This window comes from Lacticaseibacillus jixianensis, assembly GCF_003946485.1.
GTDB lineage: Bacteria > Bacillota > Bacilli > Lactobacillales > Lactobacillaceae > Lacticaseibacillus > Lacticaseibacillus jixianensis.
Window position 1 is genome coordinate 34,219 of the sequence record NZ_RHOJ01000016.1, and the last position, 16,096, is coordinate 50,314.

The window sequence follows — 16,096 nt, forward strand, 5'->3', positions numbered from 1 at the left end:
ACGCCAAACCGCCCACCCAGAAAACTTCTGGGTGGGCGGTTTTTGCGTGCTGGCTTGTCACTGCGCCGGAGCGGCCGTGCTGCTGGCCGCTTCGCTCGATGCGGTCGCTTCACTGGTGGAACTGGCAACGCTACTGCTACTCGTACTGCTCGACTCATCCGGTTTAGGCTTGACCGCCTTTTGGGGATTGGTAAAGTTAGCCCAGAAGTCCGCGTAATTGGCGGCGGTGCCGCCAATGCCGAACTGGGCCTGCGTCACCCCCGGGGTGTAGTTGTAGGAGAGGTTGGCCGTGGTGTCGCCGGTGAGCGTGATGGTGCTATCACCCAGGTGGACCGTTCCGTTGCGCTCGCCAGTCTTACTGTTGACGGCCGTGGTCCGCACGCCGCTTGGCCGGCTCATGGTCTTGTTCACTTCAAACTGTTGGGGGATCAAGCGGTACACGGCATTGGCCAAGGCCGCCCAGTACTGCTGGTTGATCGCAGAGCCGTTAGAGCTCATGACGTGATTGGCACCGTTATCGTTGTCGTAGCCCATCCAGCTGGCCATGGTAATGCCCGGCGTTGAGCCGATAAACCAGAGGTCCTTGTAGTCGTTTGAGGTCCCGGTCTTGGCGATCAGGTTGCCGCTGTTAAACGCGACGCTACTGCCGGCTGTGATCCCGGTCCCACTCAGAATGGTTTGATGCAACATTTGCGCCATGATGTAGCTAGTGGCCTTAGAGAAGACCTTGCGCGGTGTTTCCTTGTGCTGATACACGATCTTTCCCGTGGGGTCGACGATCTTCTCAATCACGTAAGGGGTGACGTTGGTCCCGCCGCGAGCAAAAGTGGCAAAGGCGCCAGCGGCTTCCTGGACAGTTTCGCCGTACTTGGCACCACCGAGGGCGAGGCCGAGGTTCTGGTAGTCGTCGTCGGTCAGGCTGGTCACGCCCATCTTTTGCATGTAGGATTTGACGTTGACCTGTTTCATGACATGGTCGTAAAGGTTCACGGCAGGGATGTTGTAAGAATTCTTCAGCGCAGTGGTGGCGTCAACGAACTTGTTCAAGATCACCCCGCCGTAGTCAGTCACGGAGTAGCCGGAGAAGTTGGTCTTGAAGTCGGCAAGCATCGTCTTGGAGCCGATCATCTTGTTTTCGATCGCGGGGCCGTAAACGGCGGTTGGCTTAATTGACGAACCGGGGCTGCGCTTGGTGTAAATATGGTTGACCTCCCCGGCCGTGCCGCCGACAAAGCCAAGGATCGCGCCCGTTTGGTTGTCGAGCAGCACCGTTCCGTTTTGGACCGGTTGCTTCACCGCCGAGTAGCCGCCGGTGGTCGTGTTCTTGACGTAGCTGGTGTAGGTGGCCCCAAAGCCGCCCTTGTGCTGGTCAACGACGTTTTGCATCGCGTCGTAGACCTGTTTGTTGATGGTGGCGTGGACTTGGTAGCCGCGGGTGGTGAGCTGCTCGCCGGCCGTCTTCATGTACATGGCCTTAAGGGCGCTGTTTCTCGTCAGATCAGCCTTGGTGTGACCGTCGGCGGCGGCCAGTTTATCGGCGAGGATCGCCTTGGCTTCGGATTCGACCATGTTGTAGACGTAGCTGGACGAGCCCGTTTGAACAGTGGCGCTGCCAGGCTTGAGGAAGGCCTTTTTCAAGTCGAAAGCCTTGGCCGTGTCGTACTGCGCCTTGGTGATCGTGCCGGCGCGGTACATGCGGAAAAGCACGGTTTTCTGCCGGTTCAGGCCGGCGCTCAGATCAGTCTTGAAGGCACCGGTGTTGGTGTAAGGCGTGTAGGCGGAAGGACTTTGCGGCAGGCCGGCGATAAACGCGCTTTCGGCGAGGTTGATGTCCTTGACGTTCTTGCCGAATAGGCCTCTTGCGGCCGTTTGAACCCCCGCGATGTTTTGGCCGCGGTTGTTGCGCCCCAGGGTAATGATGTTCAGGTATTCCTCGAGCAGCTGCTGCTTGGTGTAATACTTATTTAACCGCAGGGCCATCATGATCTCGGTGGCCTTGCGCTTGAATGTGGTCTGCGAATTCAGGAACTGAAGCTTGACGACCTGCTGGGTCAAAGTCGAGCCGCCGGTCTGCCCGCCGACGCCGGTGAGCTCAGTGAGCACGGCCCGGACCAGGGCCTTGGGCATGACGCCGCTGTTCGTCCAAAAGTCCTCATCCTCGGTGCTAACGATGGCCTTTTGCAGCCACGGCGACACAGCGTCAAGCGTGACCGTGTCGCGGATCAGGTCGCTTTTGACTGGGCCGATCTCCACGTTGTGGGCGTAGTACAGGCGGGTGGAGGTCTCCACGTTGCTGAGTGTGCGCGTCATCGCCGCCTTAGTGGGGACTTCAGTCTTATCGATGATGGCAGCAAAGTAGCCGCCCAGCAGGCCGACCCCAAACGTGCCAGCAATGATGATGAAGCCGACGAGGTAGTAAGCAAGTGATTTAAATGTGCGCAGTCCGGTGCTTAGGTATAGCGGCCAAGTTTGGCGGCTCAGCTTTGGTAATGGGTTGCGGCTGGACTGGCTACCGGTGTGGCGGTTTTTGGTCACGGTATGTTCTCCCTTTATTTGATACGGATACTTGCTGGTATTATACCCCAAATTTTACCCCGGTGTTTTGGCCGGCGTGATAGACTACCAGTAAACACTTGTTGGAGGCACGCCATGTACAACACGATCCTGTTTGATGTCGACGATACGCTGCTGGACTTCAAGGCTGGGGAACTACTTTGTCTGAAGCAGACGATCACGGCCCTGAAAGTGCCCTATACGCCTGTGCTCGAGGCCCGGTACTTGGCCATCAACGCCGGTTTATGGGAAGCGTATGAGGCCGGCCAGATCCGGCGTGAGCAGATTTTCACGCGCCGCTTCACCCAGCTGTTTCGCGAATTTCACATTGACGCGGACGGCCTCGCCGCCGAGAAACGGTACCATCACCTGCTCGACCAGCAGGCCATTGTGCTGCCGCACGTCGCAGCGACACTTGAGGCGTTGCGCGACTGCCGGCTGTACGTGGTCTCAAACGGGGTGGAGGCCGTCCAGCACGCGCGGTTGACCAAGGCGGGCCTGATCGATTTTTTTGCCGACATTTTCGTTTCGGACGTGATCGGCGCACCGAAACCAACCATGGCGTTTTTTGATTACGTGATCAAACGGATCCCGCACTTTGACCCGCGCCGGACGCTGATCGTGGGCGACTCCCTGACCTCTGATATCCAAGGTGGCCGCAATGCCAAGATTGATTCAGTGTGGTTCAATCCGCACCTGGTGCCCAACCGCACGGCGATCACGCCGGTGTATCAGCTCAGTGAGTTTGCGGCACTGACTACCCTGGTGGCAGGAACAAGGTGAAAGCATGCCAGCACGCGTAGGCACCACGCGCCAGTCAGATAAATGCCCTGCCCCTGCGATTCGTCCTGAATCGGCGGGGCAGGGCATTTGGTTTGCGCTTAACGGCGGCGCATTGTGCCGTCCTGAATAGGCTTGGGCCCGCTCGGGGTCTGCAAAATGGCGGCCCCGTCAGCGGCAAACCCAACCAGCACGCCTGCCGCTCTCTGGCCGAGGGCGCTGATGGTCACTGGGACGTTAAGCCAGGCGGCGTGCCGCCGAAACGCTGGCATGATCTCGTCAGGGTGGGCGAGCAGGCACATGAAGGTGGTGAGCCAGGTACTGATCAGCGCCGCGCGCGGCCCAAGCTCTGGAACGCTGGCCAGCAGGGCCCCCACCTTCTGGCCGCCGCTCACTTGGCGCTGGGGGTCAGGGGCCAGATTCAAGCCGATGCCGACGATCAACTGCGGGTGAGGGCCGGGGATCACTTCCGTTAAAATCCCGGCCACCTTGCGGTCGGCAAGCAGCAGATCGTTGACCCATTTGATCGTGGTCTGGCGCTGCCACACCGCAAAAGTGGCGTGTTGCAAAGCCACGCCGGCGGCCGGTGTCACCAGGCAAAGCGGCGCCTGTGCCGGCAGTGTCAGCGCCGCCGACCAGTAAAGACCGGTGTCAGCCGGTGAACTGAAGTGATGGCCCTGGCGGCCGACCCCGGCGGTCTGCTGCCGGGCGGTGAGCAGCAGTGGCAGCAAACCGCCGGTTTTTAGCAGGCGTGCGGCCTGCCGGTTCGTTGAGTCGATCGTGGCGTAGCTGGTTACGCGGTCCTGCCAGACCGGCGGCAAAGCGGCCTTTAGTTGGTCTTCAAAAGTCATGGCTGCCTCCACTGAAAACGCCGTAGCCCAAGGCCACGGCGTTTTCACTTACTTTGCTAGCTGGCTGATCGCGTCTGCGTAAATCGCGACCGCCTGGATCAAGCTGTCGATGGTCATGTATTCATTCGCCTGATGCATCACGTTTTCTGCGTCTGGCATCAGCGCCCCATAGGCGACGCCGCGCGTGATGATGCGGCCGTATGTCCCGCCACCGATCACTTGCTCGTGGCCCGCCTGACCGGTGTGCTGCTCGTAAACTCGGAGCAGGGTCTTAACCAGCGGGTCATCGCCGGACACATAGTGCGGCGGCTGGGCGTGGCCGTTCACGGCGACGCTGACGTGGTCGGCACCGAGCGTCTTGGTGATCGCCGCGATGATGGTATCCGGATCGGTGCCTTGCGGGTAGCGCACGTTCAGCATGACGGTTTGCTCGCCGGCTGGGTCGTAGCTGAACAGGTCGGGACTGGCGGTGAGCTCACCCATGACGGCGTCCTCGTGGGCGATGCCCAGCAGGTGCCCGCGTGAGTCCTCGTGCATGTGGGCCGCAATGGCTTCAACGTACTGGTGCCCGGTGGGGTCAAGGTCCAGTTCGGTCAGCAGGGCGGCCAGGTGGGTGGCGGCATTGATCCCGTCTTTCGGCTCCTGCGCATGAGCGCCCTTCCCAGTGAGGGTGATGATCACCCCGTCATCGGTGCGGCCTTCTTCCACCGTGATCCCCGGTTCGGTGTTTTTTTGCTCGATCAGCGCGGTTAACGCCTCTGGCGCAGTGCCCGTTAAGGTCGCGGTAGCCGTTTGGGGCACCATGTTGACCCGGATGCCCGCCTCAAACTTGGTCAAAGTCAGCGCGCTGGAAGCGGCTGGCTGCGGCTTGAAGGTGATGGCGAAAGTGGCGATGCCCTTTTCACCGTTGATGATCGGAAATTCGGCGTCGGGAGAGAAGCCGAAGTCTGGCGCGGGCTCTTGTTCAAGGTAGCGGTTGATCCCGACCCATTCGGATTCCTCATCGGTGCCAATAATGAAGTGGATCTTCTTGTTCACCGGCAGCCCCAAGTCGCGCACCAGCTTGAGGGCGTAATAAGCCGCGATACTCGGGCCCTTGTCGTCGGAGGCGCCGCGCGCGTAGAGGCGACCATCCTTTTCCACCGGGGTAAAAGGATCAGTGGTCCAACCAGGACCGGCGGGCACGACATCCATGTGGCCAAACAGGCCGAAGATCTCGTCGCCATCCCCATACTCGATGCGGCCGGCAACGTTATCGACGTTCAGGGTGTTGAAGCCATCGCGTTCGGCTAGGCCAAGCATCGCCTGCAAGGCCTTGGCCGGGCCTGGGCCCAAGGGAAACTCGGCAGTCTTGTGCGCAACGTCGCGAGCAGAGTCAATTTGCAGTAGAGACTTGAGGTCTAAGAGCAGTTGCGGGCGGATCTTTTCTGCTTCAGCTTGCCAGTTGGTCATAATTATCCCAGCTTTCTTTAGTTGATTAATTAAACCATATCATACCGCCTGACGCAGACTCCAGCCTAAACTATCCAAGGACAGGGAGATTCAGTAGCGCCGAGTGCGGCGTCAGTCGCAGGGCGACCTGACTGGGCCACAGGCCGGTGGGATGGGCGGGTAGCTCTAAGCTGGCAATTGGGGTTTTGAGCTGGCAAGCGGTCAATTTAAGCCAGCCGCCTGCGACGTGGATCCAGGTGGTCGCCCCGCTTTGGTGCACGGCGTTGATGGTCACCTGGGTATTGTTGACGGCCCAGCCGGCGCGCCCTGCGCTTTGCCTTGGGGCCGGATGCAGCGCCACGGCCAGGCGAGAGGTGTGGATCCATGCCGTTTGCCCGATCAGCTGATTCAGCGTGCCGGCTTGCGGCGCGAGGACGACGGTCAGTGCGGGGACAAACTGGTTTTGCGACAGCTGAAAGAATGTGCCGGCGTCGCTTTCAACGAGCTTGCGCACTGCAAAAGCAGCCCGGGCCGGCACCGTCTTACCAGTCGGCACCGGGGTGTAAGGATTCTTGACGATGGGCAAAGCGGCAGTGGAAACGTTGGTGGCCAGTCCCTCTTTGTGCACGGTGGTGGCCTCGGCTTTAAGGGTGGCATACTCGTGGGCCACGGCCGGATAGTTTGTGACCACGCCGTCGATGTTAAGGTTGGCGAGCCACTGCCATTTGGTCGGGGTCTCGGTCATTTCGTCCCAAGCGTAGACTTTCAGGCCCGCGGCGTGCAGGGAGGCCACCAGCTGCGGCGTCAGCAGGTCGGTTGAAAGGTCAATGCCGGTCACGTACTGAAAAAGCGAATAGTTGATCCGTTTGAGGGAGCCGGCGATAAATAGTCTTGGGCAAGCGGGCAACACTTTTTGCAGCCGCTTGAGGCTGCCTAACGAAAAGGAATGGAACATGACCCGCTTTTGCATTCCGTAGCGGTTGACTAGGGCGGCAATTTTTTCCTCCAGCTGAGGGTGCGGCTCGTCTTTTTTGATCTTAGTTTCGATCAGGAACTTCTGCGGCCCGTGTTGATAATGGGTAAAGAGTTCCTGCAGGCTGTGAACCGGTTCGCCATTTTTGGTATGATAGCCCTGCAAAGTCCGAAACGGGGTTTGGGCGATGACTGCGTTCACGCCAGTCATACGCAGCGTGGTGGGGTCGTGCTGAATGACGACCACGCCGTCAGCGGACTCGTGAACGTCCAGCTCAACGTAGGCGGCTCCGTCGGCAAAGGCCAAGTCGTCGCTTTGAAAGGTCTGCTCGGGGGCCTTCAGCGGGTCGCCGCGGTGGCCGACAACCACGAAGCCGGCTAAGCCGAGGTAAAGCAGGCAAAGTAGGACTGCATGGAACCATTTAGTCATCAGCACGCCGTCCTTTCTCTGTATTAATAAAAAAACCTTAGCACACTTTACCATTTTGTGTGTGATTGGGGAGGCAACCATGGAGCAGCAAGACAGTCAAATTTTTGATCTCATTCAAGAAATCACCCTGAACGATGGCACCTCGTACCTTGAGCTCGGCAACGTGATGATGAACGGTCGGGCGGAAAAAGCGGCCATCAAGGGGCTCATTAAGCAGGTACGCATCCTGCAGCTCAACATCCCGCACTCCAACGCGGTGCGAGTGTACGAGCAGTATATCAATGACCACTACCAGTTTCCGCCGTTTGATCTAACGCAGTGGGAAGTTTGGGCCAAGCCAGCGGGGCCGGTGAAGGACGCCTATGAAGAAATTTTGCGGCAGAATCACGTCGGGTAAAGAGTGGCGGTGGCTGCTGCCGCTGCTCGTCTTTGCCGCGGTGTTCGGGCTGGCGGAGCTCGACGCACCGCTTTACCCGCAGCCACTGGTCCGCGTGACGGTGGCAACCAGCGCGCGGCCGCAGCGGCAGGTCGATAATTTTGGTAACGTGGACCACACGACGGCCCAAAAAATCACGGGGCGGCTGCTTAACACGCGGTCCCGGGGGCAAGTGGTGCACTTCAGTAACACGTTTTCCGCCTCGGGGGCCCTTGACGTCAAGCTGCGGCGCGGCCAGGTGGTCTTTGTGCAGCGGCAAAACGCCGGCTATCAGCTACAGGACGTCAAGCGCGACGGGGTGGTCCTCGGGCTGCTGGCAGCGACCTTGACCCTGATGGTGCTCGTGATTCGGCGCCGGGCCTGGCTGGTGGTTGGCAGCTTGCTGGCCAACGTGGCCTTGCTGCAGGTCACCTTGCACCTGGAGACTTCGCCTGCCAATCAGCAGCTGGCTTACGTTCTGTTTGCAGGCATGGCGATCGTGTTCACTGCCGTGACGACGGTGTTTATTGCGGGCTTTTCGCGGCAAGCAGCGGTCATTGCCGCGGCCACCTTGGGGGCGACCGCCTTGGCCGTCGGGCTCGGCTACGCGCTGTTTACGGTGACCCACTACCGCAGCCTGCACATCGAGGCGATGAACTACGTGACCCAGGTCCCGCAGCTGCTGTTTTTTGTGCAGATCATGATCGGTTCGCTTGGGGCGGTCCTTGATGAAAGCAACGATATCGCCGTGGCGGTGATGCAGCTGCCGGCGGCCAAAAAGCGGCGGTTTCAAGCGGGGATGGCGATCGGCCGGAACGTGATGGGGCCGCTGATCGCCGTTTTGTTCATGATCTTTATCGCCGAGACGCTGAGCGAGGCAGTGCTCTGGCTGCGCAACGCCAACGCGCTCAGTCAGACCTTCATCTGGGTGATGGGGCTGGGGTTTGCTCAGGCCTTGGTGTCAGCGTTCGGGATCGTCCTGGCGGTGCCGCTGACTGCCGGGCTGGCCACGGTGATCCAAAGGAGGCCGACGCATGAACACATTTGAGGCGCTGCTGCTGGCGCTGTTGATCTTGATGGTGCTGGTCGGCGGCAAGCAGGGGATCAGCAATTTCTTGGCGCTGCTCATCAATCTGCTGCTGATGGTGGTTGCCGTCGTGCTGATTGCCGGCGGCTTCAACGCGATCGGGGTCGCCGTGGTGATCGGGCTGAGCGTGCTGGCCGCGACCATCTTTCTATCGACCAGCGATGGGGATGTTGCCGCCACGGCGTTTGTCGCGTCGCTGCTGGTGATGCTGCTGGTGCTCGGCGTTATTCTGATTGGGACCTCGCTGGCCCATGTCCAGGGGTTTGGCCCCGAAGACTCCGAGGAGCTGGAGGGCTATAATCTGCTCATCGGCGTCTCGTTTCAGAATATTCTGGTGGCCACGGCGCTCTTCTCCACCCTCGGGGCGATTGCCGAGGCGGCAGTTGCGGTCGCAGCAGGCATGAAGGAGCTGGGCCGTGCCGCCACGCCGCCGGGGCTGACGAAGATGGGGGCGGAGATCATCGGCACGGCGCTGAACACCCTGTTTTTTGGCTTTTTTGGCGGGTTTGCTGGACTCTTCATCTGGTTCGCCCAGCTGAAGTACCCCTTCTGGGAGGTGCTGAACAACAAGATCTTTGCCGGGGAACTGATCGCGGTCCTGTTTTCGATGATCGCGGTGACCCTGACGGTGCCGCTGACAATGTGGGTCGTGTCGACCCGCGAGAAAGGAACGCAAGCGTGAATTATTTTATTGCGGATACGCACTTTTTTCATGCCGCGCTGTTAGGCGATAATCCCTTCGCTCCGCGCCTGTTCGCCACGACGGCGGCGATGGACCAAGCGATGATCACCGCTTGGAACGCGCGCGTGGATGATGACAACGACCGGGTCTACCACCTGGGCGACATCGCAATGAACCCAGGGGCGATGCCCACTGAGGCCGCAGTGCTGGCCATCCTTGCGCAGCTCCACGGCCAGATCGTCTTCATTAAAGGCAACCATGATTACCAGGCCCGGTTTAAATATTTACACCGCCAGGATCCGGGGTGGCACGGCGGCCCGAAGTTTCTCTTTCACGACGTGGGGACCATCATTAAAGACGACCACACGCAGTTCATCATGACCCATTACCCGCTGCTGCTGGGGATCACCAAACAGACGCTGAACCTTCATGGTCACATTCACCACAGCATGGTCCCGATCGCCGAGGATATCAACGTTGGCGTTGACGCCCCGGAGCGCGCCCTGGACCCGGCGGTGGCGGCCCTGCCTTGGGGGAGTCCGCTGAACGCAGCGGAGATCCACCGCTTGTTTACCGCCAAGCAGGCCTTCCTAAAGGCGCACCCCCAGCATTGAACAATAATTAGAAAATCTCACATTGATTTCTAATCGTTTCCCTAGTAAAATGAAACTGAAAGAGTGGGGGGCGAGGGAATGGATGAGCAGGTCAAAAATGAGCTGCAGGCGCTGCGCAAAGCGGTGCTCCAGGCAACGCCAAAGACGGCCGCCGCGCAGGCCAACGCGCTGTTGACGCTGGGCTTTCGCAAGCTGGAGCAGGGCGATTTCACTAAGGACTACCTCGAGTTCTCCTTTTGGCCGCAGCTGGCCAAGTTCTTGCCGGAGGCCGTTCAAGGCAACCTCAAGGCGGGGTTTGCCAAGTTGGAGCAATAGGGGGCAGGCGGCGCTTTTCGGGCGCCTTTTTTAGTTGTGCGGCGGCGTGGTATACTAGGACGGTTCAAAAAAGAGGAGGATGGTCATGGCAGAGCGCACTGTAAAAGAGCGGCCGGAGCATAAGCCGGCCGAACCGATCGTGGAGATCCTGCAGGTGGCACCCGACATGATCACCGTCGGCGGGCGGCGTTATCAGCTTGTCTTGGATCACAAGCACGGGTTTGCCCGCGACAAGTTTGCCGAGCGGTACATGGACATCCTCGAGAAGTACGACTATATTGTCGGCGATTGGGGCTACGAGCAGTTGCGACTGCGCGGCTTTTATCGAAACGATGACCGGCGCGCCAATAAAGATCAGCAGATCTCGACGCTGCAGGACTACCTGTACGAGTACTGCAATTTCGGGTGTGCGTACTTTGTCCTCGAACGCCTCGACGCGCCGGCGGTCAAGCCGCGCCGGCGCAGTCGGCCGCCGCACCATCGCAGCAATCGCGCGCCCTACACGGAGAAGACGAGCCGCCAGGCCAAGCCGGCCGGCGGTAAAGCGGAGACCGTGGCCAAAAATAAACCGCGTAAGCGTCATTTCACCATTCGTACGCGCGCCACTAATGAGGAGTAGAACACTATTTTGACTTATCAAGGTTACATGATCGATCTAGACGGGACGATGTATCGCGGCAAGGAACGCATTCCGGAGGCTAAAGCCTTTGTGGAGCGGCTCCAAGCCAAGCACATCCCGTTTTTATTTTTGACGAATAACACGACGAAGGCGCCTGCCGACGTGTGCTGGAACCTCGCCCATAACCATGACATCGAAGCCGCTCCCAGCCAGGTCTACACCCCGGCGCTTGCCACCGCAAGCTGGATCCAGCAGGACAACGGCGGCGACTGCCGCGGTAAGTCGGTGTATGTGATCGGCGAACTCGGGCTAAAGCAAGCCATGCTGGACGTCGGCCTACGCTTTAATGAAGTCGATCCAGACTACGTGGTGGTAGGCTTGGACTACGATGTTACCTATCACAAGTTCGAGCTGGCGACCCTGGCCATTCAGCGCGGGGCCAAGTTCATTGGCACAAATGCGGACACCAACCTGCCTAACGAGCGCGGCCACGTGCCTGGCGCTGGGTCGGTGATCGCCTTAGTTGAGCGCAGCACCCAGCAGCAGGCGTTTTACATTGGCAAGCCTGAGCGCATCATTATGGACCAGGCGCTGCGCAAGATGGGGATGGCCGCCGACCAGGTGGTCATGGTGGGTGATAACTACAACACGGACATCAAGGCGGGGATCAACGCCGGCATCGACACGCTGCTGGTGTACACGGGCATCTCGACGCGCGCGCAAGTGGCAACGCAGCCGATTCAACCAACGCATCAGGTGGCGAGTCTGGCAGACTGGGAGGTCTGAGCGATGAAAAAGCTGGGGCAAAGCATCCTGCTGTGGCTGTTTGTCATCAGTGGGGCGGTGTGGGGCACGGTATTATTGACCTATGCCCTGTACCCGGTGTTCATTCATCTGGCGCATTTGGGGACGGTCGCCAACATGAGTGCCGGTCGCCTTTATCACAACTACTTGCGCCTGATGGCCTATTTGCAGGTGCCGGGGCTTTCTTTTGACCTGCCAGACTTTCACTGGTCGGCGAGCGGGGCGCAGCATTTCGCGGACGTCAAACAGCTGTTCATCCTGGCAATCGTGGTCTTTCTGGTGACGGTCATTCCGGCGATGCGGCTGCTGCTGCGGCTGACGAAGACGCATCGCCGCTGGCTTTTGGTGCGGCAGGCGTCAGTTGGCGCCGTGGTGCCCCTGATCCTGGGGGCACTCATGGCGGTCAACTTTGACGAAGTCTTCATCACCTTTCACCATGTGCTGTTCCGCAATGCTGATTGGTTGTTCGATCCGGCGGTCGATCCGATCATCAACGTCCTGCCTGAGGGCTTCTTTGCGGCGTGCTTCGCTTTGGCCTTGATTCTGTTTGAGGCCGCGATGCTCTGGGCAATCATTAGTGGTCGCCGGGATGCTCGCCGCCACTAGTTTCACCAGCAACGCTCGGGCTTTTCTGACGGAATGTGCAAGATGAACAGTCAAAAATAACGGGTCCGCCTTGATTGAGGCGGACCCGTTATTTTTGATGTTGATCGTTAGGCTGCGGTTTTACGGCTGCGCAATGCGGTAATCAGCATTGGAACCAGTGAAATGATGACGATGCCGATGACCACCAGTGAGAAGTGAGCTTTAACGAAAGGCTGGTTGCCAAAGAAGAAGCCGGTGACGCAGCACAGGGTCACCCAGAGAAAGCCGCCGAGCAAGTTGTAGTGGATGAACTTGCCGTAGTGCATGTTGGAGCCGCCCGCCACGAAGGGGGCAAAGGTCCGCACCAGCGGCATGAACCGGGCAATGGCGATGGTCTTGCCGCCGTGCTTGTTGAAGAACGCCTCGGCGGACTTTAACTTCTCCCGGTTGATCAAGCGGCCGAAAAAGGAATTGTTGGCGGCGGCCAGCCCGAGGTGGCGCCCGATCTCGTAGTTCACGGTGTCACCGATCACCGCCGCGGCCAGGAAGACTGCAAACAAGATCCAGACGTTCAGCCCATAAATTTCGTTTGCGGCGAGCGCACACGCGGCAAAGAGCAAGGAGTCGCCAGGCAGAAACGGGAAGACGACCAGGCCGGTCTCGATGAAGACCATCGCGAACAAAATGAGGTAGGTCCAGTTGCCGAAGCTGTTGACAATGGTGACAAGGTGCGTGTCGATGTGCAAAATAAAGTCGATCAGTTGAGTCATCGGTTTCCTCCCGAGCAGTAGTTAGTTGTCGCTATTATACTGGCTGGCAGCCGCGCTTACTGGTTGCTTAATGCAAGCTTAATAATTATCGTCCTCCAGTTCGGGGTGCGAGTGGGCGAGCCGGCTGGCGGCAGCGGCAGCAATCGCGCCGACAATATCATCGAGGAACGTGTGGATGATGCCTGGCTCATGTGCGTTCAACTTGGCCAAAATCCCCGGTTTGACGCGGTCAATGTAGCCGTAATTGGTGAAGCCGATCGAGCCATACACGTTCACGATCGAGAACGCCAGGATCTCATCGACCCCGTAAAGGCCCTCGTCCTCTTCGATGATGTGTTGCAACGGTTGTTCGAGCTTGCCAGCCTCGGCCAATTTGTCTAGTTGCACACCGGTCATCACGGCGTTTTGGACCTCGCGTTTGCGCAGGACGATCATGACGTTTTGCGTCGCGTCTTCCAGGGTGAGGCTGGGGATGAACTTTTCCTGTAGAAACATGACTAGCTCGCCGATGGCCTGGGGGTCCACGCCGCGTTCATGAAGCAGCGCAATGGTATGTTCGTACAATTTCTGTTCGTTGGTAATGCTTTGTTCGTCTGCCATTAAATGACCTTCTTTGTTAATGATAAAGCTGTGAACTGTGCAAGGCGCGCCGGCGGTCCGGGTAAAGATAGGCCAGCGCCTCGTTGACCGCGATCGGGGCCTCGCCGAACCCGCTGGCAATCAAATCCAGTTTGCCGGGATAACTGGCCGCGTCGCCAATGGCGAATACGCCTTCGCGGCTGGTGGCCATCTGGGAGTTGACTTTGATTTTGCCCCGGTCGAGGGCCACGGCCCAGTCGCGCAGCTGCTTATTTTCGCTCATGAACCCGTAGTTGACCAGCAGCTTGTCTACGGTGAGAGTTTCGGTGCGCTCGCCCCGGACTTCTTTTAAGCTGACGGTGATCTGCTCGTTATTAGCCTTGGTCACGCTGTCAATGAGAAACGGGGTGTGAAGAACGACCGAGCTGTTTTTCAGCGCTGCCACATTTGCTTCCAGTCCGCGAAACTGGTCGCGGCGGTGGATCAAGGAGACCTGTTTGGCCCGCGGCGCCAGGGCTAAGGCCCAATCGATGGCCGAATCACCGCCCCCGGCGATGGCGACGGTTTGACCGTCAAAGTCAGCCAAGCGGCGCACAAAGTAGAGCACGTTTTGATCATCGAGTGCCGGATCGTAATCGACAGCCAGCCGCCGCGGCGTAAAGGCCCCGCCGCCGGTGGCGATGATCACGGTCTTGGTTCGGATTGGGGCCTGACTCGTCTGAAGGACAAAGGTTCCGTCCGCTTGGCGATCAATTGCTTGCACCGTGGTGCCAGTGATGATGGCGGGGTGAAAATGGGTCGCCTGGATCGTCAGCTGTTTTACTAAGTCTTCGCCACTGATGCCGGGGAAGCCGCCGATGTCGTACAAAATTTTGGCCGGATAGAGGTTACCGGTCTGGCCCCCTAAATCTGCTAAGCTTTCGACCAGTGCCACGTCGGCACTGTGTAAGCCGGCGTAAAAGGCGGCAAACATCCCGACCGGGCCGCCGCCAATCACGGTGATTTCATAGGTATGAGATGACATTATCGTTCCCCGTTTCCTGAAATGAATTAACAGGCTAACCGTATCATATTTTTCGGAGCGCAACCACGCCTTTGCCTAGGCTGTGGTATACTACCCCCAAAACATTTACTAGGAGGAAATTATGTATCCCCAACTCGAATTAGCTTCTTTTAACGGGCCCAAGGCGGTCATGAAAACCACCATGGGTACGATCAGCTTCGCTTTGTTTCCGGAGCAAGCGCCCAAGGCGGTGGAGAATTTTAGCACGCTGGCCAAGCAAGGCTACTATAATGGCATTACCTTTCATCGGGTGATCCCTGATTTCATGATCCAGGGCGGTGATCCGACGGGCACTGGTGCCGGTGGTGAAAGCATCTGGGGGCAGGCCTTTGAAGACGAGTTCAGCGACCGCCTGTTCAACTTAAAGGGGGCACTGTCCATGGCCAATGCCGGTCCGAATACGAACGGCAGCCAGTTTTTCGTCGTCTCTAATGAGCACCTTAACCCGCAGATGAAAGTCCAACTGCCGCAGGCGGGGTATCCGCAGGCCGTCATCGATGCGTATGCTCAGGGCGGGACCCCGTGGCTCGACGGCCACCACACGGTCTTCGGCCAGGTCCTTGAAGGCATGGATGTGGTAGCGGCGATTAGCAAGGTCAAAACTGCGGCTGACAAGCCGAAGGTCCCCGTGACGATTGAATCGATCACTATTGCATAGTTTGAGTGCCACTCACCGTTCAAGTATACTGGTTAGGTGAGTTCTATATAGAAATGAAGTGACAAGATGAACTATCGCATTGGCGACATCGTGACGGGGAAGATCACTGGAATCCAACCGTACGGCGTGTTTGTCCTGCTGGATGACCAACACCAAGGGCTTATTCATATTTCTGAGTGTCAACACGGATTTGTCAAAGCACTAGACGAGTTGTTCGCGGTTGGGCAGCACCTCTCCGTTGTGATTTTGGACATTGATGAGTTCTCGGGTAAGATCAGCCTTTCGGTTCGCGCTTTGCAGCCGGACCCGGCGATGACGACTTACCGGCATCGCAAACATTATTGGACGAATCGTAAACTGCACGTTGGATTCAAGCCGATTGCAGAGCATTTAAATGGCTGGGTTGATGAATACTCTGCGCTTCTGAAGAAGCACTCAGTCGACTGACCGAGTGCTTTTTTCGAATGATTTTGAACGCGCATAATTATTCGTTCGGTTATAGCTGAATTTTCCCGAGGTGCAACCCGGGTAACACCCCGCTTTTCCCGAAGCGGAGACTATTTTGCCGAAAAAGGAATTTAGTGTTGACGCTAGGGCGGTTTGGCTGGTAAGATATTTGTTGTTGTCAAACAGGGTGACGCGTTAAATCTTCTCGGAATTATTCGAGAAAGCCGAATAATTATTCAGCCCGCAACTTTCTGTTTGACATCAATATGCCGCTAAGATATACTATCAAAGTTGTCTTAACGACAAGGTAGTCCTTTGAAAACTGAACAAAGTTTCGTAAATGTGATAGGGCTTTTCAATGAAGGTTGAAAAGAATTAAGTACATGAGCGAAGTCAATTCGCAAACAACAAATCGAGCTATTCAAATAACTCATTATATGA

The 16,096-nt window shown here is 58.0% G+C and carries 18 protein-coding genes; 11 read left to right on the forward strand and 7 right to left on the reverse strand.

Annotated elements, in window-relative coordinates; all coding sequences use genetic code 11:
• Positions 1–57 precede the first annotated feature (57 nt).
• Positions 58–2,535, reverse strand: a complete 2,478-nt coding sequence (locus EKM85_RS07675; RefSeq protein WP_125585690.1) for a transglycosylase domain-containing protein — start codon at positions 2,533–2,535, stop codon at positions 58–60.
• 114 nt (positions 2,536–2,649) lie between these two features.
• Between EKM85_RS07675 and EKM85_RS07680 the strand changes: the two genes are divergently transcribed.
• Positions 2,650–3,336 carry a YjjG family noncanonical pyrimidine nucleotidase gene (locus tag EKM85_RS07680; protein ID WP_125585691.1) on the forward strand — a complete coding sequence of 229 codons (687 nt, stop codon included), beginning with the start codon at positions 2,650–2,652 and terminating at the stop codon, positions 3,334–3,336.
• Between the two features lie 98 nt (positions 3,337–3,434).
• On the opposite strand, the gene EKM85_RS07685 is transcribed toward EKM85_RS07680, so the two are convergent.
• From EKM85_RS07685 to EKM85_RS07695, 3 genes are all read right to left on the reverse strand, one after another.
• The gene (locus EKM85_RS07685) at positions 3,435–4,184 is read right to left on the reverse strand and encodes a biotin--[acetyl-CoA-carboxylase] ligase (RefSeq protein ID WP_125585692.1); all 750 of its coding nucleotides are present in this window, start codon (positions 4,182–4,184) and stop codon (positions 3,435–3,437) included.
• A 48-nt stretch (positions 4,185–4,232) separates the two neighbouring features.
• Positions 4,233–5,639: a dipeptidase PepV gene (gene pepV, locus EKM85_RS07690; RefSeq protein WP_125585693.1), complete on the reverse strand. Its 1,407-nt coding sequence runs from the start codon at positions 5,637–5,639 to the stop codon at positions 4,233–4,235.
• A 67-nt stretch (positions 5,640–5,706) separates the two neighbouring features.
• Positions 5,707–7,017, reverse strand: coding sequence for a glycerophosphodiester phosphodiesterase (locus tag EKM85_RS07695; protein WP_164510710.1), 1,311 nt, complete (start codon positions 7,015–7,017; stop codon positions 5,707–5,709).
• 79 nt (positions 7,018–7,096) lie between these two features.
• Between EKM85_RS07695 and EKM85_RS07700 the strand changes: the two genes are divergently transcribed.
• The 8 genes from EKM85_RS07700 to EKM85_RS07735 all read left to right on the forward strand — a co-directional run bounded on the left by EKM85_RS07700 (position 7,097) and on the right by EKM85_RS07735 (position 12,159).
• Complete coding sequence (locus tag EKM85_RS07700) at positions 7,097–7,414, forward strand: hypothetical protein (RefSeq protein ID WP_125585695.1); 318 nt, start codon at positions 7,097–7,099, stop codon at positions 7,412–7,414.
• Positions 7,380–8,480: a YibE/F family protein gene (locus EKM85_RS07705; protein ID WP_125585696.1), complete on the forward strand. Its 1,101-nt coding sequence runs from the start codon at positions 7,380–7,382 to the stop codon at positions 8,478–8,480. Before EKM85_RS07700 ends, EKM85_RS07705 begins: the two co-directional genes overlap by 35 nt.
• Complete coding sequence (locus tag EKM85_RS07710; RefSeq protein WP_125585697.1) at positions 8,467–9,201, forward strand: YibE/F family protein; 735 nt, start codon at positions 8,467–8,469, stop codon at positions 9,199–9,201. Before EKM85_RS07705 ends, EKM85_RS07710 begins: the two co-directional genes overlap by 14 nt.
• Positions 9,198–9,815 (forward strand): metallophosphoesterase, encoded by a 618-nt coding sequence (locus EKM85_RS07715; protein ID WP_125585698.1) that lies wholly within the window; start codon positions 9,198–9,200, stop codon positions 9,813–9,815. The genes EKM85_RS07710 and EKM85_RS07715 overlap by 4 nt, the downstream gene beginning before the upstream one ends.
• A gap of 78 nt (positions 9,816–9,893) precedes the next feature.
• Positions 9,894–10,130, forward strand: coding sequence for a hypothetical protein (locus EKM85_RS07720; RefSeq protein WP_125585699.1), 237 nt, complete (start codon positions 9,894–9,896; stop codon positions 10,128–10,130).
• 85 nt (positions 10,131–10,215) lie between these two features.
• The gene (locus EKM85_RS07725) at positions 10,216–10,749 is read left to right on the forward strand and encodes a YutD family protein (protein WP_125585700.1); all 534 of its coding nucleotides are present in this window, start codon (positions 10,216–10,218) and stop codon (positions 10,747–10,749) included.
• A 9-nt stretch (positions 10,750–10,758) separates the two neighbouring features.
• Complete coding sequence (locus EKM85_RS07730) at positions 10,759–11,535, forward strand: TIGR01457 family HAD-type hydrolase (RefSeq protein ID WP_125585701.1); 777 nt, start codon at positions 10,759–10,761, stop codon at positions 11,533–11,535.
• Between the two features lie 3 nt (positions 11,536–11,538).
• Positions 11,539–12,159 (forward strand): TIGR01906 family membrane protein, encoded by a 621-nt coding sequence (locus tag EKM85_RS07735; protein WP_125585702.1) that lies wholly within the window; start codon positions 11,539–11,541, stop codon positions 12,157–12,159.
• A gap of 107 nt (positions 12,160–12,266) precedes the next feature.
• Here EKM85_RS07735 and EKM85_RS07740 read toward each other — a convergent pair whose 3' ends face one another.
• The 3 genes from EKM85_RS07740 to EKM85_RS07750 all read right to left on the reverse strand — a co-directional run bounded on the left by EKM85_RS07740 (position 12,267) and on the right by EKM85_RS07750 (position 14,514).
• Positions 12,267–12,908, reverse strand: a complete 642-nt coding sequence (locus EKM85_RS07740; protein ID WP_125585703.1) for a VTT domain-containing protein — start codon at positions 12,906–12,908, stop codon at positions 12,267–12,269.
• A 78-nt stretch (positions 12,909–12,986) separates the two neighbouring features.
• Positions 12,987–13,490 carry a phosphatidylglycerophosphatase A family protein gene (locus tag EKM85_RS07745; RefSeq protein ID WP_125585708.1) on the reverse strand — a complete coding sequence of 168 codons (504 nt, stop codon included), beginning with the start codon at positions 13,488–13,490 and terminating at the stop codon, positions 12,987–12,989.
• A gap of 34 nt (positions 13,491–13,524) precedes the next feature.
• Positions 13,525–14,514: an NAD(P)/FAD-dependent oxidoreductase gene (locus tag EKM85_RS07750; RefSeq protein ID WP_379882377.1), complete on the reverse strand. Its 990-nt coding sequence runs from the start codon at positions 14,512–14,514 to the stop codon at positions 13,525–13,527.
• A 115-nt stretch (positions 14,515–14,629) separates the two neighbouring features.
• Here EKM85_RS07750 and EKM85_RS07755 point away from each other — a divergent pair, with 115 nt between their 5' ends.
• Both EKM85_RS07755 and EKM85_RS07760 read left to right on the forward strand, forming a co-directional pair.
• Positions 14,630–15,208 (forward strand): peptidylprolyl isomerase, encoded by a 579-nt coding sequence (locus EKM85_RS07755; protein WP_125585705.1) that lies wholly within the window; start codon positions 14,630–14,632, stop codon positions 15,206–15,208.
• A 66-nt stretch (positions 15,209–15,274) separates the two neighbouring features.
• Positions 15,275–15,655, forward strand: coding sequence for a CvfD/Ygs/GSP13 family RNA-binding post-transcriptional regulator (locus EKM85_RS07760; RefSeq protein ID WP_125585706.1), 381 nt, complete (start codon positions 15,275–15,277; stop codon positions 15,653–15,655).
• Positions 15,656–16,096 lie beyond the last annotated feature (441 nt).

Bases quoted from the DNA above. Each gene is read 5' to 3' on its own strand.
- EKM85_RS07680 (WP_125585691.1), top strand. From the start codon at position 2,650: ATGTACAACACGATCCTGTTTGATGTCGACGATACGCTGCTGGACTTC.
- EKM85_RS07685 (WP_125585692.1), bottom strand. From the start codon at position 4,184: ATGACTTTTGAAGACCAACTAAAGGCCGCTTTGCCGCCGGTCTGGCAG.
- EKM85_RS07695 (WP_164510710.1), bottom strand. From the start codon at position 7,017: ATGACTAAATGGTTCCATGCAGTCCTACTTTGCCTGCTTTACCTCGGC.
- EKM85_RS07700 (WP_125585695.1), top strand. From the start codon at position 7,097: ATGGAGCAGCAAGACAGTCAAATTTTTGATCTCATTCAAGAAATCACC.
- EKM85_RS07705 (WP_125585696.1), top strand. From the start codon at position 7,380: ATGAAGAAATTTTGCGGCAGAATCACGTCGGGTAAAGAGTGGCGGTGG.
- EKM85_RS07710 (WP_125585697.1), top strand. From the start codon at position 8,467: ATGAACACATTTGAGGCGCTGCTGCTGGCGCTGTTGATCTTGATGGTG.
- EKM85_RS07720 (WP_125585699.1), top strand. From the start codon at position 9,894: ATGGATGAGCAGGTCAAAAATGAGCTGCAGGCGCTGCGCAAAGCGGTG.
- EKM85_RS07725 (WP_125585700.1), top strand. From the start codon at position 10,216: ATGGCAGAGCGCACTGTAAAAGAGCGGCCGGAGCATAAGCCGGCCGAA.
- EKM85_RS07735 (WP_125585702.1), top strand. From the start codon at position 11,539: ATGAAAAAGCTGGGGCAAAGCATCCTGCTGTGGCTGTTTGTCATCAGT.
- EKM85_RS07740 (WP_125585703.1), bottom strand. From the start codon at position 12,908: ATGACTCAACTGATCGACTTTATTTTGCACATCGACACGCACCTTGTC.
- EKM85_RS07760 (WP_125585706.1), top strand. From the start codon at position 15,275: ATGAACTATCGCATTGGCGACATCGTGACGGGGAAGATCACTGGAATC.